12 protein-coding genes are annotated in these 20,004 nt (G+C 69.3%); 7 read left to right on the top strand and 5 right to left on the bottom strand.

Going from position 1 to position 20,004, the window contains the following annotated elements; genetic code table 11:
• Positions 1–488: 488 nt before the first annotated feature.
• Positions 489–1,478, bottom strand: coding sequence for a hypothetical protein (locus LO771_RS31520; protein WP_308189026.1), 990 nt, complete (start codon positions 1,476–1,478; stop codon positions 489–491).
• A gap of 1,010 nt (positions 1,479–2,488) precedes the next feature.
• On the opposite strand from LO771_RS31520, the gene LO771_RS27835 reads away from it, so the two are divergent.
• The gene (locus tag LO771_RS27835; protein WP_230747572.1) at positions 2,489–2,854 is read left to right on the top strand and encodes a DUF6247 family protein; all 366 of its coding nucleotides are present in this window, start codon (positions 2,489–2,491) and stop codon (positions 2,852–2,854) included.
• A complete protein-coding gene (locus tag LO771_RS27840; RefSeq protein WP_230747575.1) occupies positions 2,847–3,110 on the top strand; it encodes a hypothetical protein in 264 nt (87 codons plus the stop codon). Before LO771_RS27835 ends, LO771_RS27840 begins: the two co-directional genes overlap by 8 nt.
• 235 nt (positions 3,111–3,345) lie before the next feature.
• Here the strand turns inward: LO771_RS27840 and LO771_RS31525 are convergent, their stop codons facing one another.
• A complete protein-coding gene (locus tag LO771_RS31525) occupies positions 3,346–6,300 on the bottom strand; it encodes an FG-GAP-like repeat-containing protein (protein ID WP_230747577.1) in 2,955 nt (984 codons plus the stop codon).
• Positions 6,301–7,187: 887 nt separating this feature from the next.
• On the opposite strand from LO771_RS31525, the gene LO771_RS31185 reads away from it, so the two are divergent.
• From LO771_RS31185 to LO771_RS27870, 5 genes are all read left to right on the top strand, one after another.
• On the top strand, positions 7,188–14,351 hold the full coding sequence (locus LO771_RS31185; protein ID WP_304944875.1) for a ricin-type beta-trefoil lectin domain protein: 7,164 nt from the start codon (positions 7,188–7,190) through the stop codon (positions 14,349–14,351).
• A 606-nt stretch (positions 14,352–14,957) separates the two neighbouring features.
• Positions 14,958–15,107 (top strand): hypothetical protein, encoded by a 150-nt coding sequence (locus tag LO771_RS27855; protein ID WP_230747579.1) that lies wholly within the window; start codon positions 14,958–14,960, stop codon positions 15,105–15,107.
• Positions 15,108–15,381: 274 nt separating this feature from the next.
• Positions 15,382–15,753, top strand: coding sequence for a hypothetical protein (locus LO771_RS27860; RefSeq protein ID WP_230747580.1), 372 nt, complete (start codon positions 15,382–15,384; stop codon positions 15,751–15,753).
• A 4-nt stretch (positions 15,754–15,757) separates the two neighbouring features.
• The gene (locus LO771_RS27865) at positions 15,758–16,810 is read left to right on the top strand and encodes a tyrosine-type recombinase/integrase (RefSeq protein WP_230747581.1); all 1,053 of its coding nucleotides are present in this window, start codon (positions 15,758–15,760) and stop codon (positions 16,808–16,810) included.
• A 101-nt stretch (positions 16,811–16,911) separates the two neighbouring features.
• A complete protein-coding gene (locus LO771_RS27870) occupies positions 16,912–17,607 on the top strand; it encodes a DUF4145 domain-containing protein (protein ID WP_230747608.1) in 696 nt (231 codons plus the stop codon).
• 11 nt (positions 17,608–17,618) lie between these two features.
• On the opposite strand, the gene LO771_RS27875 is transcribed toward LO771_RS27870, so the two are convergent.
• From LO771_RS27875 to LO771_RS27880, 3 genes are all read right to left on the bottom strand, one after another.
• The gene (locus LO771_RS27875) at positions 17,619–17,834 is read right to left on the bottom strand and encodes a DUF6011 domain-containing protein (protein WP_230747584.1); all 216 of its coding nucleotides are present in this window, start codon (positions 17,832–17,834) and stop codon (positions 17,619–17,621) included.
• Positions 17,831–18,127: a DUF4326 domain-containing protein gene (locus tag LO771_RS31765; protein ID WP_374228266.1), complete on the bottom strand. Its 297-nt coding sequence runs from the start codon at positions 18,125–18,127 to the stop codon at positions 17,831–17,833. The genes LO771_RS27875 and LO771_RS31765 overlap by 4 nt, the downstream gene beginning before the upstream one ends.
• Positions 18,128–18,527: 400 nt before the next feature.
• Positions 18,528–20,000: an IS1380 family transposase gene (locus tag LO771_RS27880; RefSeq protein WP_304944876.1), complete on the bottom strand. Its 1,473-nt coding sequence runs from the start codon at positions 19,998–20,000 to the stop codon at positions 18,528–18,530.
• Between the last annotated feature and the right edge of the window lie 4 nt (positions 20,001–20,004).

A 20,004-nucleotide genomic window follows, 5' to 3' on the forward strand; every position in this document is an offset into this window, starting at 1 on the left:
GGCAGCACGCCGGCAAGCGCGACCGGCGATCTGTCCCACTCGACGCAGGCGCCGGCGAGGACCGCCGCCTTGGTGAACGTCCCGCAGAGGGCGGGCAGATGCGGGGCCAGCGCCTCGACGGCCGCAGTGAGGGCGGCCGGGCCGCCCCCCGCAGGCGGTCTGCCTCAGTGCGGACAGGGCTCGGCGGAACCCCTCCTCCGAGCGCTGTCCGCACCTGCGTGATCAGTTCGTCGACAGCCTGCGGACGGTCTCGGACACGGCCGCGACGGTGGCAGCCCGCCAGGTATGCGTCCGGTCCGGGGCGTCTACGGCCGGAAGGGTGAAGGCCGGTAGGGCATCGGAAGGAATCGCTCCGAAGGCCCCAGACGCAGATGCGGCCTCCTTCCGGCTGCTCACGTGCGGTCGGGCCAGGGGAAGCCGAGCTCCTCGGCGCGTGTGCGGCGGCAGCCGCACACCTGGGCCCAGGTGGTCGGGTGCTCCTCGGCCAGTCAGCGCAGGGCGGCGGCGGCCTGCGCCTCGGGCAAGGTGCCGTCGTCCGGGAGGACCCAGCGGAACTGGAGCGGGTCCGCGGCCCGTACCGGCGTGCCGGAGGCCAGTCCGGGCGCGTACCAGAAGGTGACCACGACGGCGTCCGGGGCGTCGAAGCCGCTGCCGGTCCAGCCCGGGCGCGCGTCCCACCGGCCCAGCAGCCCGGGCTGTCCGGCCAGCCCCGCCCTGATCAGGCGGGCCGTGGTGCGGGCCGGCCAGGACCAGGAGCGGTCGGCCTGCGCCCGGGCGATCTCCGCGTCGTAGGCGGCGGCGTCGAACCGGTGGGCGGGCGGCCGGGGCTCCGGTTCCCGGGAGCCGGGCCCGGCCGGCGGCCGCCGCCAGTCCTCCCACACCACCTGGTCCCCGTCGCGGCGGACGGTGACGTGGAGCGCGCCGCAGCACCCCTCGGTGCAGGAGGCCTCCGCGAGCTGCACCTCGCGGGGCCGCGGCCCGGCGCGCAGCCGGCCGTCGTCCAGCAGGTACTCGGGGCTGTGGGCAGGGCCGCCGGTAAAGAGCTGGGGGACCACGGGGCGGCCGTCGATGAGGAGGCGGGCCTCGACGGGCCGGCAGTCGGCGGGGTCGGCCGCGACCACCTCGATGCGCAGCCCGCCGGGCGCGGCCGGGAGGAGGAAGGGCCGGCGTCCGGTGCGGCGGATCCAGTCGGCGCGCCGCCGCCGGTCCGCACCGCCAGTGGGGGCGTCGGGCGCGCAGGCCCAGCCGGGCTCGGCCAACAGGCATCCGAGTGAGGCCAGCAGCGCCTGGCGCCGGCCGGGCGGCCAGTCCAGCAGCACGGCGGTGCCGCTGCTCAGGTCCAGGGCGAGGGAGAGGAGCGCGGCGTGGTGGTCGAGGGTGGGCGGCAGCAGGTGGGCCCGGGTGACGACGCGCTCGTCCAGGGCGGGCGCGTCGCGGTGGGCGAGGAGGTCGGCCGGGTCGTCGTGCGACCACCCCATCCGGACGAGGAGCCTGACCGCTGCGGCGAGCAGGGCCGCATCACCGGGATGCCGGTCGAGCAGGTCGGGCAGGCGGACGGCCTCCGCGATCCGGCGGGCGGCCGTACTGCCGACGAGCCGCGGCGAGGCGGGGAGTGCGGCCGGCTACGCGCGGACGGCCTGCCGGTCCCGGTCCGCAGAGCGCGGACCAGGAACCGCAGTTCCTCGCGGCTGGCGTAGACGGTGAGCCAGGTGACGGCGGCCGCCCGGCGGTCGAGGGCGTCGAGGGCCTCGACGGCCGGGCGGGTGAGCCGCTGGAGCAGGCCGAGGACGGAGAGGTACGGCACGTCCTCGCTCTCACCGAGGCGGGCGAGCAGGGCGAGGCCGGCGGGTGCGGCGGTGCCGGTCCGGGTGAGCTGCCGGGCCAGAAAGCGGGCCGCGTCCTGCTGCCCGGGCGGGAGCGGGAGTTCGGCGACGGCGACGCGAACCAGGTGCGTGTGGCGGTCCTGGACGCCGAGCCGGGCCAAGCGACGGTGGAGGGCGGCGGAGTCGTCCGGCAGCGGGTCCAGCGCCTCGCGGACGGCGGCCTGCGCCGCCTCCCACGACAGCGGGGCACCGCCCGTGTCGGACTGCTCGGGGAGGACGTAGCCGCGCCGGGGCGGGAGCCCGTCGGGGGATCCGCGCAGCAGCTGCCGCGCGTGGTCGTACAGGGCGGGTGCGGGCGGGAGGGTGGGCGCGTCGCGCTCATCCTGGGCGCTCACCGGGCGGGGTGGGACTCGTTTCCACAGGTCATGCGCGCAGCATGCCAGGGCGGTCCGTGCCCTGTCGAAGGAATGGGAGGAGGGGGCCGGAGTCTGCACGGTGCCTGCCCCCGGCCGGCGGGCACGGACGGGGCGGCCTCCCCCGTGAGGGCATCAGCCGTCCTCCGCTCGGCTCCTCCGGGTGCCGTCCGCCCGGTCCCACCCCCACCGTCGCGGGGGCTGGCGTAGCGTGGCAGCGGTCAGCAACGAGGAAAGGAGCGCTCCGCCATCATGAGCGCGCAGCCCGAGCACCACGGACACGACGAGCCCCTCATCGGCCGGCCGGAGCGCACGCCCGCCGCGCTGCGCGTCGCCCTGGCCCGGGTCGCGCCGCACCGGCTGGCGGAGATGGAGCGGCAGAAGGACGAAGTGATCGCGCTCGCGGCCCGCACCGGTCGCCTGGACCCGATCACCCAGTTCCTGGAGGCCTGGGCCGTCGTGGTGGAGATCGCGCGTTTCCCCGGCGCGGCCGCCCGTCTGCACGCGGCCGAGCAGGCCGTTCAGCGCCTCGACCGCGGCGACCCTGCCTGGAGCCGGGCGGTGGCCGACATCCGGAGCCTGCAGGAGGCCGCGCGGCGGGCGGTCGCGGGTGAGTGACTGGGCCTGGGAGTACGAGCCGGACGAGGAGCACGTGATCGGTGGGGGCCACCCGCCGGGTCCGGCGTTCGTCGCCCGGGTGGAGGAGCGGGCGGACGAGATCGTCAGGGCCGCCGCCGCCCTGTACCTGGACGGCTCCTCCTACCAGGGGTCCGGCGAGGGCGTGCAGACGGCGTTCGTGGACGGCGGCATGTTCCTGCACCTCGTGGTGCCGCGGCACCAGCGGGTGTACGTCCTGCAGGTCACCGCCTGGTGACAGGGTAAGGCTGGACAGCCGACCCCACTGCAGAGCTGCGTAGGGACGGGCATTCGGAGTCTCCCAACGCGATGCTGGTACCACACCAGCTCCAACCGGCCGATCCGGTGCGATACGACCCCATGCCGGTCGATGTCAGGAACGAGAAGAGATCCTTTGAGCTGCCTACTCACGGTTCGAGGCGACGAGGAGAGCCAGGCCCGCCCTGCGGTGGGCCTGGCTCTCCTACGAGAGGTCAGTTCATGGTGGTGAAGTTCTGCCATCCTCCCGTGGTGACTATGGCAGCTCTGCCGAAGCGGTAGCCGCTGGGGCCGGGGGTTGCGGTGCCGTGCCAGGCGTCGAGGTCGCCGTCGGTGGTGGTGGCGTAGAGGTCGCCGAGTCCGTCGCCGTTGGTGTCACCCGGGCTGGTGACGAGTTTGGTGGTGGACGGCGGGAGGGTGCCGACCAGGGTGCCGGCGTCGCGGGTGATGGTGCCGTTGGTGATGTGGAGGGCGAACAGGTCGATGTCGCCGCTGCTGGTGTTCCAGGCCCACACGTCCGGGGTGCCGTCGGCGGAGAAGTCGCCGGGGGCCATGACGCGCCAGCTGCCCCAGGAGCCGCTGATCTGCTGGGCGGAGTTGAAACTGGTGCCGTCGGCGCGGCCGGGGAAGTACCAGAGGTTGTTGTCCTCGACGGTGAGCAGGTCCGGATTGCCGTCCTGGTTGATGTCGCCCGGGGCGATGAGCTGGGTGACGTGCGACCAGTCGGCTGCGAAGGTGCTGCAGGCGGTCCCGGTACCGCAGGTTTTGCGGGGTACTTCGGTCCGATGAGAGGCGGTGTAGTAGTAGCCGCCGTTGGTTTGGACTTCGCCTGGAATGTTGAGGTTGTTGCGGTAGATGTACAGCGAGGGCTTGCCAGGAGTGAGGGCCCAGAGGTCGTCGAATCGTGTGCCGGTGCTGCTCAGCCGATGGGCGATGAGGGATTTTGCCCAGTTGGTGCCGTCGGGGCTGTCGGCCTGGGGGGCTGCTACGGCCGGGGTGTGGGACTCGGTGTAGGTGGGGAACAGGTCGAGGTTGCCGTTGGTGTTGGTGGCGAGCAGGTCAGGGCGCTGGTCGCCGTCGATGTCGCCCGCATTGACGGCGGCGTTCAGGTCGTCGGGGACGTAGAAGCTCAGGTCGGTGGACTGGCTCTGGTTGCCGGCCTTGTCGATGGCGGCGATGTGGAGGACGGTGGAGCCCCACGTGGTGGCGGTATAGGTGATTTTGGCTGCGTTGCTGGTGGCGGTGACGTGAATGCCCCCGTCACCGTCGAGGTCGTGGACGTCGCCCGCGGTCCACAGGAAATGGTCGATGCCGCTGGTGCGGCCGCCGCCGGGGGGCGCGGGATCGGCGCCGGTGACGTTGATGGTCACATCGTGGCCAGCGGTCGGAATGGGGTCGGTCACCGCGGCGGTGCTGATGGTAGGAGCGGTCTGGTCAACGTCGAAGTGGCAGCTGTCGGCGCCCGGCGAGACGTCGATGCCGTCCCAGGCGCGGGCCGTCCAGCCGTAGCGATGGCCGTCTTTGAGAGTGGTGTTGGCCAGAGAGATCTGGCTGGTGCCCCCGGTGCCGGGGACGATGTTGCCTGAGGCTGCGGCATCGGTGTAGTCGAGGAGGGAGACGTCGGGGTCGCTGTCCTTGGCCCCGGAGTCCCACAGGTGGAACTGGGCGAGAACCTTTTGGTAAGAGGTGCCGTCGGACTTCTTGTCCGGGTCGGAGACGTCGGCGTTCAGCCACAGGGACCCGGTGACCTTGCCGATCCAGCCGTAGGAACCGCTGGTGTTGCAGCCCTGGTTGACGGTGCCGTCGGGAGCACTGCGCGGGTAGGGATAGGCGATGAGCTTGGTGGGGGTGTTAGGCGGGGTGTTGTAGTCGATCGTGAGGGTGGCCTTCTTGTCGAAGCGCTTGAAGGCCGCGTTGGTGGACTCGTCCCCGAGCAGGCGGAAGGTGACTGTGCCGTTGCCGTCGGAGGCGACGGCGGACGTCACGTTGAAGGCGATGTTGGCGGCGCCGGCGCAGCCGCTGTTGTAGGTGCCGGTGACAGGCTGGGTAGCCATGTAGGCCCAGACGGCGGGCTGGCTGTTCCAGGTGGTGCCGGTGCCGATGGCGTCGGTGGTGTCCACTCGGACGTCGTACTTGGTGCAGCCCCAGTCGGCCGCGTAGGTGGCTTGGGTGTTGAGGTAGGCCGAGTTGACGTGGAGGGTGCCGATGCTGCCGAGGTTGGTGAACTGGTACCAGGTGCGTTCGTCGCCGGTGGGTGAGGAGTAGCCCTGGTGGCCGACGCCGGGGTCGAGGGCGCCGCTGCTGGTGTCGTTGTAGTGGTTGGTGCTGGGGTATGCCTGCTGGGCGAAGGTGTAGCCGGTGCTGTTCTTGGTCACCGGGACCCATGCCGGGTCGATGTAGACCGGGTAGCGGGTGTCGGTGCCAATGAGCAGGTCGGCGTCAGGGGTGAGTGCGATGTCTCCGTCGGCGGTGATCGAGGTGCCTACGGGGGCGATCTGTGCGCCGGGGGCGGGGGCAGCAGCCTCGTCGCCGCTGCTGCTGGCGGCAGCGGTCTGGACGGTGAAGGACGCCTTGGAGGCGGTGGAGACGGAGGGGGATGGAGCCGCGGAAGCCGTGGTGCTGCCGGTGGTGGAGTCCCACATCAAGGGTGCGGTGGCGTGGAAGACGGCTGCGCCGCCGGTGTCAGCGGCGGTGAGGTTGCCGGCAGTGTCGGCGGAGATGGTCAGTCCGCTGCTGGTGTCCGTACCGAGGACGAGCTGGTGCAGGGCGGGGTTGGCGGCGGCCTGGGCGCTGCGGACGATGAGGACTTCGGAGATGGCCCCTTGGTCGCTTGCCGTCACCTTCAGGTCCACGTCGGGCAGGACCGCGGGGTAGAGGGCGCTGTTGCCGTTGACCTGCGGACGGGGCAGGCCGGTGGACCAGGAGAGCGACAGCTTCCTGCCGTCGTTTTCCATCGTTGCCAGGGGGCCGGTGCCGCCGCCGGAGAGCGTGAGCGGATGGCTGGAGGCGGCCGGGGAGTAGGTGCCGTCGGCGTTGGCGTGGAGTGCGGGGTCCAAGGGAACCCAGGTGTTGTCGCGCTGCAGGCGCTCGGGTTGGTTGCTGATGGTGGCGGTGAAACTACCGTCGGGCTGGGCCGTCACCAGGGTGTCCTCGGTGGTGGCCTCGTCCACGGGAACCGGCGTCCCGCTGTTTCTGGCCTGGGCCGATGCCTGTTCCAGCGCAGTCGGCGCCACGGCCGGTACAGCTTCGGCATGGGCCGGAGCGGCCGAAATGGGTGACAAGGCGATCCCTGTCGCCACGGCGATGCCCAGAATTCGCCGCCTCGTCGAGAAGCGTTGCTTCTTCACAGGTGGTACTTCCCCCCTTGGTCATGGATGCGGCCGGGCGTGAAAGGGCTTCGGCCGTCGGGGAACCGTAACGACGCCACCTGGGGCTTTGCAATGCGGTCTCGCGGCACATAGCTCGGCTTGCCGCTTTGTCCGGGGGGGCACGCCTGAATTCCACATGCCGCATAAGTTTAGGAACGCACCAAAATGCACGAATTAAGAAACACGCATTACTAAGTTTTGGGAATTTCTTGACTCTCTTGACCTGGCCATGACGCTACCGTGCAGCGGTTAGCACGTAAGCGATCAAGAGGCGGGGGACTGTGGTACGTCTTCATCGACGACGAACTGGAAGCGGCAGGCTGTTGGCGGGGGCGCTCTCCAGCGCCCTGATCGGCTCTTTGATCGCCGCCGCTCCGGCTCTGGCAGAGACCCCTCGACCTAGTGACCTGTGGTCACCTCGCCCTCTGCCCGACCAGGCCTCCGTATCCGGCACCGATGCGCCCACAACTGCTTCGCCCCAGGTCAAATGGGCCTCGCTGAAGGCGTACCACCCGTCTGCCGTCACATGGCCAGCTGCCGGGACCGTGATGGTTCCCCTATCCGGTAAGACACTGGCGAAACCAGCGGCGTCCGCCACAACAACGACAGCAACGCCCCCCAGCCGAACCGTGAAGGCCGGCACTCTCCCCGTACGAGTCGCCGCCGCCGGCGTCCTGGTAGACGGCCACTTGCCGGGCAAGCTCGCAAAGACACGCTCCCGGATCGATGCGGCGGCCAAGGCACCTGCTGCACTGCGCGTCAGCACTGTGAGTCGCGCCACGGCGGAGAAGGCCGGAGTGCGCGGCCTCCTGGTCACGGTTGCCCCCGTGGATACGGCAGCTCGTACCCAGGCCTCGATCGAGGTGGACTACAGCAGCATTCAGGACGCCTTCGGCGGCAACTGGTCCTCACGCCTGCGCCTGGTCCAGCTCCCTCCCTGTGTGCTGACCACCCCTGCCAAGCCCGCGTGCCGCACTCAGAGCCCGATACCAGCATCCGCCAATGACCTCGCCCACCGCCACCTGGTGGCGGACCTCGACCTGCCCGCATCCCCTACGCCCACCCCGCCGCCAGCGGCCCAGGATGTGATCGCTTCCTCGAACACGCTGGTGCTGGCCGCTACTGCCACACCCGGCGGCGGGGAGGGCACCTACGCCGCGACCTCGCTTGCGCCTTCATCCCAGTGGTCGGTAGGCAACACAGGAGCCTTCACCTGGTCCTACCCCGTCACGGTGCCACCGGGCCTGGGCGGTGAAGCGCCAGCGGTGACGCTGTCCTACGACTCGTCCTCGGTGGACGGCCGCACTTCGGCGACCTCGGCCCAGGCGTCCTGGATCGGTGACGGCTGGGACTACAGTCCCGGGTTCATCGAACGCTCCTACCGGTCGTGCGACGACGACGGGCAGAAGGACGACTACGACCAATGCTGGGCAGGGACGAACGCCACCGTTTCCATGGGTAGCCACTCCGGCACCCTGATCCCGGCGAATGCGGACGGGACATCCTGGCGTCTAGCCCACGATGACGGCTCGCGCATCGACCTGGTCTCCGGTGCGGCCAACGGTCTGCAGGACGGCGAGTACTGGCGCCTGTCCGACCCCGACGGCACCCGATACTACTTCGGCGCCAACCACCTCCCCGGCGGCGACGGAAGCGACACCGCCACCCAGTCGGCCTGGGGTGTCCCGGTCTACGGGAACGACTCAGGTGAGCCCTGCCACGGTGCGACCTTCGACACCTCGCTCTGCGCCAAGAACATGGGCTGGCGCTGGAATCTCGACTTCGTCGTCGACCCCCATGGCAACACCACTGCGTACACCTACGCCCCCGAGACCAATTACTACGCCGCCGGCCCCACCCACGACCTGAAGCAGTACGTCCGCGGCGGCACCCTGGCGAAGATCACCTACGGGCAGCGCACCGGCGACTACGCCACCAACACCCCCGCCGCCCGCGTCACCTTCACCACCTCGCAGCGCTGCCTGTCGACCACCGGCACCAACGCCTTCAACTGCGAGACCACCGCGATCAGCACCACCAACGCCAGCCACTGGCCCGACGTCCCCTACGACCAGAACTGCGCCTCCACCGGCGCCTGCACCAACTACGCTCCGTCCTTCTGGTCGGCCAAGCGCCTCACGAAGATCGCCACCGAGGTCTACGACGCCGGCACCAGCGCATACCGGGCGGTAGACACCTACACCCTCACGCAGTCCTTCCCCGACCCCGGCGACGGCACCAAGCCCGCCCTGTGGCTGAACTCCATCGTCCATACCGGCAACGACACCGGCGCCGGCGGCAGCGCCGTCACCCTTCCCCCGATCACCTTCGGCGGCACCGAGCCCAAGCCCAACCGCGTCGACGGTCTCGAGCAGCCCCAGAACATCCCGCCGCTCAACCGCATCCGCCTGGGCTCGCTCACCACTGAGACCGGCGAGCAGATCACCGTCACCTACAAGGACGACGCCTCCTGCTCGCGCACCGCCCTGCCCGCCGAAGACGCCGACGACCAGCTGTGCTATCCGGTCAAGTGGACGCCGCCCGGCTACAGCGACCCCATCCTCGACTGGTTCTACAAGTACCCCGTCCTTGAGGTCGACGAGTCCGACTCCTACACCCACGGCGCGGCGCCGAAGTACACCACCTACGACTACAGCCAGGGCAAGCCTGCCTGGCACCACAACGACGATCCGCTCACGCTGAAGAAGAACCGGACCTGGGACCAGTTCCGCGGCTTCAGCAAGATCATCACCCGCACCGGCCACGTCCCCGACCCGGTCACCCAGACCGAGGCCCTCTATCTGCAGGGCATGTCCGGCGACCTCAAGGCCGACGGCAGCCGCCCCGCCCGGACGGTGAAGGACGCCTTCGGCGAGGACATCACCGACGACCCAGCTCTGGCTGGCGCAGCCCTGCAGACCACCATCTACAGCGGCTCCGGCGGCACCATCCAGTCTCAGCAGGTCGCCACTCCGTGGCTGTCGGCCCCCACCGCCACCCTCGACCTGAGCGGTCACAAGGCCCCGGACGGCGCCGCGGACCCACTCCCCGACCAGACTGCCCGCCTCAGCGGCATCAGTAGTCAGCGCATCCGCGCTCTGCTCCATGACGACACCTGGCGCATCACCCAAACCGATACAACCCATGACCCAGACACCGGCCAGATAACTGCTGTCGATGACAAGGGCGAGGTCGACAGCAGCGGCACTCCGAAGGCTGGTAGCGGCACACCGGAGAAGTGCGTCCTGACCAAGTACGCCGAGCTGACCGCCGAAAGCGCCAACGCCGACCGCTACATGATCGACCGGCCATACGAGATCCTTACTCTCGCCGGTGGATGTGACACAACCCCGAGTTCGAGCACCGTACTCGCACTTACGCACACGTACTACGGCAGCAGCACACTCGGCGCAATTCCCGCCAGCAGCACCGGCGACCCCACTGCCAGCCAGGTGGTCAAGCAGTACGACACCAGCGGAAACGCGGTGTGGACCCAGGCCACGACGACGACTTACGACCTCTACGGCCGGGTCAAGAGCGTCACCGACCCGTTGAACCGCACCACCACCACCACCCCCAGCCCCCTGACCGACTGGCTGCCCACCAGTCTGACCACCAGCAACCCCAAGACCTGGAACACCACCTCCAAGGTGGACCCGGCCCGGGCGCTGTCCCTGTCCACCACCGACCCCAACGGCCGTGCCACCAGCTCCACCTATGACGGCCTGGGCCGCCTGACCGCCGCCTGGGGCCCCCTGCAGCCCCAGGCCAGTAACACCGCCACGCCCAGCGCACGCTTCTCCTACACCGTCCCCGGCAATGGACCGGTCACGATCAAGAGCGAGACGCTCCGGGAGAACAAGACCTACGCCGTCGACTACAAGATCTACGACGTGATGCTGCGGCTCAGGCAGGAGCAGGCCACTACGCCGGACGCCTCAACAGGCAGCCGTGTCATCACCGACACCTTCTACGACACCGCCGGCCGCACGGCCAAATCCTCCGCCGGCTACTACAACGGGGACTCGGCCCCGACGGGCATCGTCTTCGACGCCGTCGATGGACAGGTTCCCAACCAGACGGTCACCACGTACGACGGGCAGGGCCGCCCCATCACAGTGGCCCAGTACTCACTGGGAACCAAGCAGTGGCAGGCCAACACCGCCTACCGGGGCACGGACGCAGTCGACACCACGCCGCCCGCCGGCGGCTACCCCGCGACCACGCTGAGCGACGGGCGCGGCCAGAAGAGCGAACTGTGGCAGTGGCACGGCTCCACCCTGCCCGGCACGATCACTGACGCCGACAGCACCGCCGTCGACAAGACCAGTTACCGCTATGACGCGCTCGGCCGTCTGGTCAGCGAAAGCGACACTGTCGGCCGGCACGCCGACGGCAAGAAGTCCAACACTTGGACCACTGCCTACAACCAGCTCGGCAAGCCGGTATCCACCACCGATCCCGACGCCGGTGCAAGCACCTCCGCCTACGACGACGCCGGCCAGCTCATCACCACCACCAATGCCAACGGCACCACCCTGTGGTTCGGCTACGACGAACTGGGCCGCAAGACCGAGGAACGACAGAACTCCGCGGCCGGCAACCTGCTCGCCGCGTGGGAGTACGACAAAGCCCTGACCGCGGGCAGCTCCACCGTGCAGGTCCTCGGCCAGCCCTCGAAGTCCGCCCGCTACAACGGCACCAGCGCCGACCTGGCCACCGCCGTCCCCACCTCCACCAGCGAGGTCACGAGCTACAGCACCGGCTACAAGCCGCTCAGCACCACCACGACGCTCAACTCCAGCAATACCACCGGCAAGATCACCTACACGGTGGCCAACTACTACACCCCGGTCACCGAGCGCCTAGACTCCACCGATTACCCCGCCGAAGGCGGCCTGCCAGCCGAGACCGTCTCTTACGGCTACAACGACAACGGCCTTCCCGTCACCTCCGGCGGCGCTAACAAGTACGTCGCCTGGACCGACTACACCCACCTTGGCCAGACCCTGCGCGCCACCATGGGCGTGATGCCGAACCAGGTGGTCCAGACCTACAACTGGGAGAGCGCCACCGGCCGCCTGCTCGACTCCTTCCTCGACAAGGAGAACGCCGCGGCAGCGGTCGAGCACACCCGCTACACCTACAACGCGGCAGGCCTGATTACCGCAGCCTCCACCATCCAGGACGGTGCCACCACGGCAGCGGGTACCGACACCCAGTGCTACACCTACGACTACCTCGGCCGTCTCGCCCACGCCTGGACCGACACCGGCGGCATCACCACCGCCGCCTCCCCCACCATCAACGGCATGGGCGGCTGCACCAACCCCGCCGCTCCCACCTCGGCCACCGCCGCCAGCCGCATCGGCGGCCCGGCGCCTTACTGGCAGTCCTTCACCTACGACGCCACCGGCAACCGGCTCACTAAGACCGTCCACGACACCAAGGGCAACACGGTTGCCGACGCCACCACCACCGAGACCTACAACCCTTCCGGTACGGCCGGCTCCTCACCCCACGCGGTCCAGACCACCCGCACCGGCAGCGGTCCCGCCGACACCTACGCCTACGACAACAACGGCCAGCCCACTGCCATCACCGGCAGCGGCGGGGCGGCCACCAACCTGGCCTGGGACACCACAGGCAAGCCCACCACTGACACCCAGGCCACCGGCGCCGCCGGTCACCTGACCGGCAAGGCCTCTGTCTGCCTGGACGACCCCGGCGCCAGCACCACCAACGGCACCATCATCCAGATCCTCGCCTGCAACAGCACCACCCAGCAGAACTGGACCGTCAAGAACAACACCCTCAAGGTCCTGGGCAAGTGCGCCAAGGCCACCGGCACCGCCAACAACTCCCAGCTGCAGATCGCCGACTGCGACGGCAGCCCGGCCGAGGTCTGGCAGTCCCGCGGCGACCGCAGCCTGTACAACCCCGCCTCCGGCAAGTGCCTCTCCCTGCCCGGCGGCGTCACCACCGACGGCACCAAGCCCAACCTCTACACCTGCAGCGCCAATGCTGAACAGCACTGGATCCCCACCGGCGTCCACGCCTCCAGCTACACCTACGACGCCGAAGGCAACCAGCTCACCCGCACCACCGACGGCACCACCACCGTCTACCTCGGCGCCGACCAGTACACCGTCAACGCCGCCCGCACCATCACCGGCGCCACCCGCTACTACACCCTGCCCGGAGCACCCACCGCAGTCCGCACCGCCACCACCGGCAACACGACCACCACACTCAACTACCAAGCCGCCGACCCCCATGGCACCGCCACAGACAACATCAACGCCACCGCCCTCACCCTCACCCGCCGCCTCACCACCCCCTTCGGCGAGCCCCGCGGCACCAACCCCACCGGATGGCCCGGCGACCACGGCTTCGTCAACGGCACCCAGGACACCACCACCGGCCTCACCAACCTCGGCGCCCGCGAATACAACCCCGCCCTCGGCCGCTTCCTCAACCCCGACCCTCTGCAGGCTTTCGATAACCCCCAGCAGTGGAACGGATACGCTTACGCCGGGAACAACCCCGTCAACAGCAGCGATCCTTCCGGACTGATGGGATGCATGTCCCCAGATGAATGCAACGGCGGCCCTCAAGTTGGCGTCAACAACCCTCGCCCCAAGAAGCCCGTAAAGAATCCGGGCAACAACAAGGGATCAAGCCATCCCGTCAGTGATCAACTCGACGACTGGATTGCCGATCACACACCACACACCACTGATGTCCGCCAGCTTCAGTTCTGGTTCGATCTTTGGATAGCCGGCCCTAGGCAGGGCAGCGGAGACTTCTGGAACGGCGCCGTAGTCGGGGACAAAGACGGGGTGCAGCAACTTTGCTTCGGGCGATCTGCATGTGCCGAAGCCGGGCGGTATCTCAGAGAAACTGGAGATGTCGTTGGAGCAAAGTACATTGCCGCCACCTACTGCCTGACCAGCGACTGCGGAAGCTCCAAGGGATCGTACGAAGCTCAGCAGCAACTCGCTGAGTTCTTTCCCATGGCACTCTCCATGGGGGCTGGCTCGCTGGCAAGGGGCGCGGTGGAGGAGCTCTCGGCCCGCTCTGGCCGTGGTCGCGGCGGACCATGCAGCTTCTCGCCCGACACGCTCGTGCTGCTGAAGAACGGGCACAGCAAACCCATTGCAAAGATCAAGGTGGGCGACAAGGTTGAGGCGGCAAGCCCTAGCAGCGGCCGCCACCGCGGCCCGCGCCCAGTCACCGCAACCCACATTCACCATGATTACGACTTGGTCGATCTCCGCATACGCACAGCGGACGACAGCATCGCAATCCTGCACACAACGTCCAAGCACCCCTTCTGGGACGAGACCCTCCACACCTGGGTCCCGGCCGGCCATCTCAAGGCCGGTCACGCACTCGAGACTGCTACCGATCGGCATGTCACCGTCATCGCTGTAGCCCCCCGGCCCGGCAACCAAGACATGTACAACCTCACTGTCGCCGACCTCCACACATACTATGTACTGGCTGGGTATACACCGATCCTGGTTCACAATTCCGATGCGGTTTGCGATCTGGGTGAGAGTTGGGCCCCAAAGAAGGCAGAGCAGGTTTGCGGGACTGGTGGATGCACTGAAGTTGCGAAGCAAATACAAGCCCGAATTGGCGGGACTGTGACCAGAATTACCGATAAGTACGGCGCGCCGTGGCTGGGCAAGTTCCGTGGAGTTGATAGCCAGTGGCAGTATCACGACGTTCTCGTAAAGGACGGGCGGGTATTTGATGCGACTACGAATAGATATGGTGAAGCGATAGACGAATATCGAAGCCACTTTGAATATGGGGATGACCTCATGTTCACGCCGCAGGAGTGAGCGCCATGGACCCGCGCGATCGTTTCGCTGACATGCTACGTCGCCCTGGCGCCTACGGGCTGAGGACGTTCGAGCAGGCGGCGGCGTTCATTACTGGATTTGACGCAGCCACAGAATGGGAGATGCTCCGGGGTTTCCAGGAGTGGCTGGCGCGAGAGGTTGGAGAGGGTGAAAATCTTGCGTGGCCGGTACTGGCTTCCCGCCTACCGCAAGCAAGCCCTTCAGATTGCTTGCGCGGATGCGGATGCCAAGGGCTAACTGACGCAAGAATGGTAGCTCTAATTCACGCCCTAAGGAGATTTCTAAATATCCCGGCCAAATAGACTTCAGGTCTGATTTCTGTGCCGGAAATTTATGAACTGATGCCCCGCCGGAAATGGATCCGGTGGGGCATCAGCCACGTTTGACGACAGTATTTGACGGCCATGCCAGCGGATAAATTCTGTATGAGGTGGCGATTCTTTACAGTCGTCGGGGTAGGTCATCTCGCCTGTCGGGTGCGGAGAGCGATGCTGAGGGTGTCGATGGCTTGGCGCCGGAGACGGAGTCGGTCGTGGCGTAGACGGAGGCGGTGGCGGTGGCGGTGGCGGTGGCGCCGATGTAAGCGTGGCTAAGGAGTTCCTTGATGACAACAAGTTCGAAGCCCTGCTCAAGCTCCGCACAGGTCTGCAGCACATGGACGTCGTGACCATGTACAGAAAGGTCCTCACGAGGATCTCCATGGTCCTGTGGCCCGGAGGCCCGCAGACCACATGATCGACTCAATGCGCGCTGGGCTGGGGCGCTTCGTGGCCGGGGTCAACATGGCGGTACGCAACGTCGCCACTCGTGAGGCCGAGAAGATAGCGGCGCAAGATGCGCAGGAGAGGATGTACCGCTCGCCAAGAGGGGGTGCTCAGCGGCGGAGAGGCGAACCGGAGAAATGCGAGTGCCAGACGTTCCCTCTCCGTTAGTGCTGGGTCGCGATATGCTCACATATCGCGACCCAGAAACGGCCCCTGACCGGCCGTCCGACCGCCGAGGAGACCCCTTGCCCGTTCCCTCCGCCACCTTCTTCGTCGGCCTGCGCACCCGCCTCCGGACCGAGTTCCACGGCGCCACGGTGATGAGCGTCCTCCACCTGCGCAACGCCGTCCGTGCTGACCGCATGGGCCCGCACGTCGCCGCCGTCATCGCCGCCGCGCTGGCCGAGGCCGGCATCAGCCACCTGCCCCGCGCCATCCCCCAGCACCAGGACAGCGAGGTCCTGCTGTACCTCGACGACCCCCACCACAGCCTCGGGTTCCTCATCGCCCAGGTGCGCGACCTCATGGACCCGCCCAAGGGCCCGCACAACAGCGTCGGCCAGGCCCGCTGGACCCTGGAGCGGCTGAACGCGGGCCTCGCGGGGGACGGGCGCTGAGCCGATGGACGCCGACCTGGTACCCGTCACGGCGGCCGAGCTCCTGCCGGCGCGGCCGCCGCGCCCGGAGGAGTTCGACGAGGAGCTGCGCGCGCGCCTGGCCGTCCTCGACGACGCCTCGGACATGGAGGCCGCGGCCCGGCGGCCGAAGAACACCCAGCGCTCCTACGCCGGGGACTGGCGCTGCTGGGAGCGGTTCTGCGCGGGGATGGGCATCCCGGTGACCGCGGCGACCCGCGGCACGCTGCGGGCGTTCGTGAAGTGGCGGTGGGAGGTGGAGGGCCGCGCCTACGCCACTGTCGACCGGAACCTAGCGGGGATCGTCGTCACCCTGCGCGGCCCGCAGTACCGGGTGGTCGTGGACCCGGCCGCCACCCAGGCCGCCCGGGAGCTGCTAGGCGACTACCGGCGCGAGGCCGCCGAGCGCAAGGAGAAGCCGCGCGGCCGCGGGAAGGCCCCCGCGCTGCGGGTGGAGCCGCTGCGCCGGATCGTCGAGGCGTGCCCGGACACCCCGCGCGGCCGGCAGGAGAAGGCCGCGGTCCTCGTCGCGTTCTCCATCGCGGCGCGCTCCCACGAGCTGGCCGGGCTGACCGTGCGCGCCATGGAGGAGGTCGAGGAGGGGCTGCGGGTGGACGTGCGGGTCTCCAAGACCCACCCGCGGGTGGTGCCGGTCCCGTACGGGCTGAACCCGGCCACCTGCCCGGTGCGCGCCTGGCAGGTATGGCGGGACACCGCCCGGGAGATGGGCCGCCTGCTGGACCCGGAGGAGCCGGCGTTCCGGCAGATCCACCGCTCCGGGTCGATCCTCGGCGCCCTGGCCGCGCCGAGCTGCGCCGCCATCATCACGCGCGCCGGCGCCCGGGCCGGGGTGCCGGTCCGGTTCACCGGCCACTCCGCGCGCTCCGGCCTGGTCACCACCGCGGCCCGCTCGGGGAAGGACCGCAAGGCCATCGCCGAGATCAGCGGCCACCGGCCGGGCTCGCCGGTCCTGGAGGGCTACATCCAGCTCGCCGGGGAGTTCTCCGACGACAACGCCCTATTCGGCCTGGGCCTGTGACCCGTGCGGGCACGCCGCTGGCGGGCGCACCCGCCGGGACCGGCACGCGAAACCGGTAGAACTGCCGCGTGGGGACGGTGTATCCCTGGTCCGTGGAACTGATGGACAACGGGGCCAAGGCCCGGGGGCTGTGCCCGAACTGCAACCACCACTCCGGCTTCGAGCTGGAGGACCGCCGGCAGGTGTGGCCCCTCCTGTGGAGCCCAGCCTCAAAGAATCCGCCGATCATGAGGCGGCGCTGGGTCGAGGAAGATGTCTACACCTGCCTCCACTGCAAGCACACCTCGGTCTTCCTGGTGGGTAAGTCCCGCGTCCTCACTAAGAGACAGGGCGAGCCACCCACGGTCTTCGAGACGAGCCGTAGACGCGTCCACCCGGCTCCCCAGCCTCGGGAAATGGCTGAGACCGTCCCCGAAGAGGTCCGCGGTCTCTTCCTCGAGGGGAGTCGGTGCGAGCAGGCCGACGCCTACCGGGCCGCCGCTGCCATGTACCGCGGCGCCGTGGAGCGCATCTGCGACGACCGCGGAGCCTCGGGCCCGAAGCTCTTCGAGCGAATCAACGATCTGGCCAACTGCGGGGTGTCCGCCGACATTGTCGCCGACCTGCACGAGGCGCGGCTGCTGGGGAACTGGAGCGTGCACGACGGACTGGAGTTCTCCGCCGAGGAGGTCGCGGACGTCGCCGAGCTCATCACGGAGGCCGTGCACGTGCTGTACGTGCAGCCGGAGGAGCGGCGCCGGATGCGGGAGTCCCGCAAGGCGCGCCGCGAGGCCCACAAGGCGGCGGGCACCACGTAGGGGCCGGCCGGTCACGCGTCGAAGAGCGGGTCCTGGTCGACGTGGTGGATGGGGACGCGGGCGGCGCGGCGATCGCGGCACTCGGGGCCGAGGCGGAGCGTGCGGGACTCGGCGTCGTGCAGGGGGCGGTGGCAGGCGCGGCAGCGGACGGTCGCCTGGAGGGTGGTGCGGCGCTGCTCGGCGAGCTGGTGCTCGTCGAGCAGCGCCTCCTCGGGGTGGCGGGTCATGCGGCGAGGGGCTGCTCGCCGCGCCAGGCGCGGTGGTGGTTCACACGGTCGCGGACCCGCTGGATGCGGGCGGTGAGCTGGTCCTCGGGGGAGTTGGCCCACTCGATCAGGACGTCGGCGTGGCAGTGCTCGGCGGTGGCGGGGCAGTAGCAGACGAGGTCGAGGCCGCGGAGGGAGGGCAGGCCGGCGAGGATCCGCTCCCGGATGCGGTCACCCTTGTCGCTCTGCCACCAGTCGCGGTTGCCAGCGAGCCAGTCGTGGAAGGCGGCGACGGCCTGACGGACCTGGGCGATGTCGCCACGCCGGGTGTAGTTGAGGTTGTAGGCCGGGGCGCTGCGGGTGCCGCAGCACGCCTTCTACCGGGAGGCGTATGCGGTCGCCGCGACGGTCGAAACGTGCCCGATGCGGACGCGGACCTGCTTGTGGGGGTGATTGTGCCTCCTCGCCCCGCTGGGGAACTCGCCGCTCACAGGGCGGCAGTGCGAGGTGACAAGGGTGATATCCGGATAGGGAAGGGCCGGCTGGCTTAGCCTCGATTCGTCAGCGGCGAGCGGACGCTGATCGGCTCGACCGGGTGCCCGTAATGTCCCCTCGTCGTTCGGGGCGGGCCGTCGCGTGTCGCTGCGGGGACGCCGGGTTCCACGGGCCCGGACCTGCGGTTCCCTTCTGATCGTCGGGGTCGGGGGCCGGCCGTCAGGTGACGGCCGGAAGGTGCGTGAGCCGCTGCCAGGCCAGGACGAACGCGTCGGCCCAGGGCCAGGTCCGGTCGATTCGCAGCCAGTGGCGCCGGGCGTGGGCGGCGAGGCGGGCGGGCAGGTGGTAGAGCCGGTAGCGCATGGTGTCCGGCTCGGCGCACTCCAGCCCGGGCTGATCATGCAGGGCCAGCAGGCGGACCCAGCAGTCCAGGTCGTGCGCGAGGTTCGCCGTCAGCATCCAGCCCTGGTTCACGGTCCAGTTCTTGCTGGGCAGGTTGCGCAGGCCCATCGCCTTCTCCGTGCGGACCCGGTCCTCGACGGTGGCGTGGGAACGGGCCAGCGCGTCGAGCCACTGGGCCTGGTGGGAGCCGGCGATGCCCCACATGTGGCGGATGTTCGTGGCGGTGACCGAGTAGCGCCAGCCCGTGCGCTGCTCGAACGCGGTGAGCTTCGCGAGTTGTCGCCCGGAGGGGCGGACCCGGCGCACGATCAGCCGCATGCCCTCCGGCCAGCCCTCGCGCGTGTTCAGACCGGTCAACTCCGCGCAGTGGTAGCCGTCCTGGATGTCGCCGTCCTGCGTGAGGGAGTCCTCCCACGCGGCCTCGGGAAGGAGCGCGATCGCCTGCTCGTCGGCGTCGGTCAGCTTCCAGCCGACCGTGTAGCGCACGGTCCGGCGGGCGGTGTTCAGGGCTTCGAGGTGCCCCAGCAGGTCGTGGGTGGCCCCGGCGCCGTCGACGCGGACGAGGACCTTGGCCTGGCTGGAGCCGGGGACCTGTTTGAGCGCGTCGGTCAGCACGGTGATGTGGTCGGCGACGGTGTTCGCGCCCGCGTTGCCGGGTCGCAGCAGCATGGCCAGGGATTCCTGGGTGTTCGCGCACCAGGCCGCGAGCGGGTGGAAGCCCCAGGTCTTCTTGAACGTGGCCGCCGTGCCCTGCTTCTTGGACGCGGCGGTGATGACGGGGGCGTCCAGGTCGATGACGATCCAGCCGGTCAGCCGCTTGCCCGCCACGGTCAGCCAGGGGAAGCCGCCCGGACGCAGGTGCAGCAGTCCCCAGACGTGGCGGCGGACCCGTGCTCGGACCCGGGCGATGCGCGCGAGGGCCGGGGTGTCCAGGGCGAGCAGGGTTCGGCGGGTGGTGGAGTCCGAGGCAGCGGTCCCGAACAGCGCCGCCTGGTGGCGCTGGAGCTGTTCGGCCTCGGACAGGTTCGTCGCCCCGAGGGTGATCGCCGCGGCCAGGCCCACCACCACCTCGGCGCGGTCCCGCCAGGTGCCGACGCCGTCCGGCAGCACCCGGCCCAGCCCTGCGGTCAGGCCCAGCCGGTCCGCGCACGCCCGAAGCAGCACCGCTCCCGCGTGCCCGATCAGGCCCTTCCCGTCAGCGGTCACGGACAGCCGCCGGTCCCACCCTGTACGCTCTGCCACCAGAAAGGTGCCCCTGGTTCTGTGCCGGATACGACGTCGCAATCGCATCCTC

The organism is Streptacidiphilus sp. ASG 303 (assembly GCF_020991365.1).
GTDB lineage: Bacteria > Actinomycetota > Actinomycetes > Streptomycetales > Streptomycetaceae > Peterkaempfera.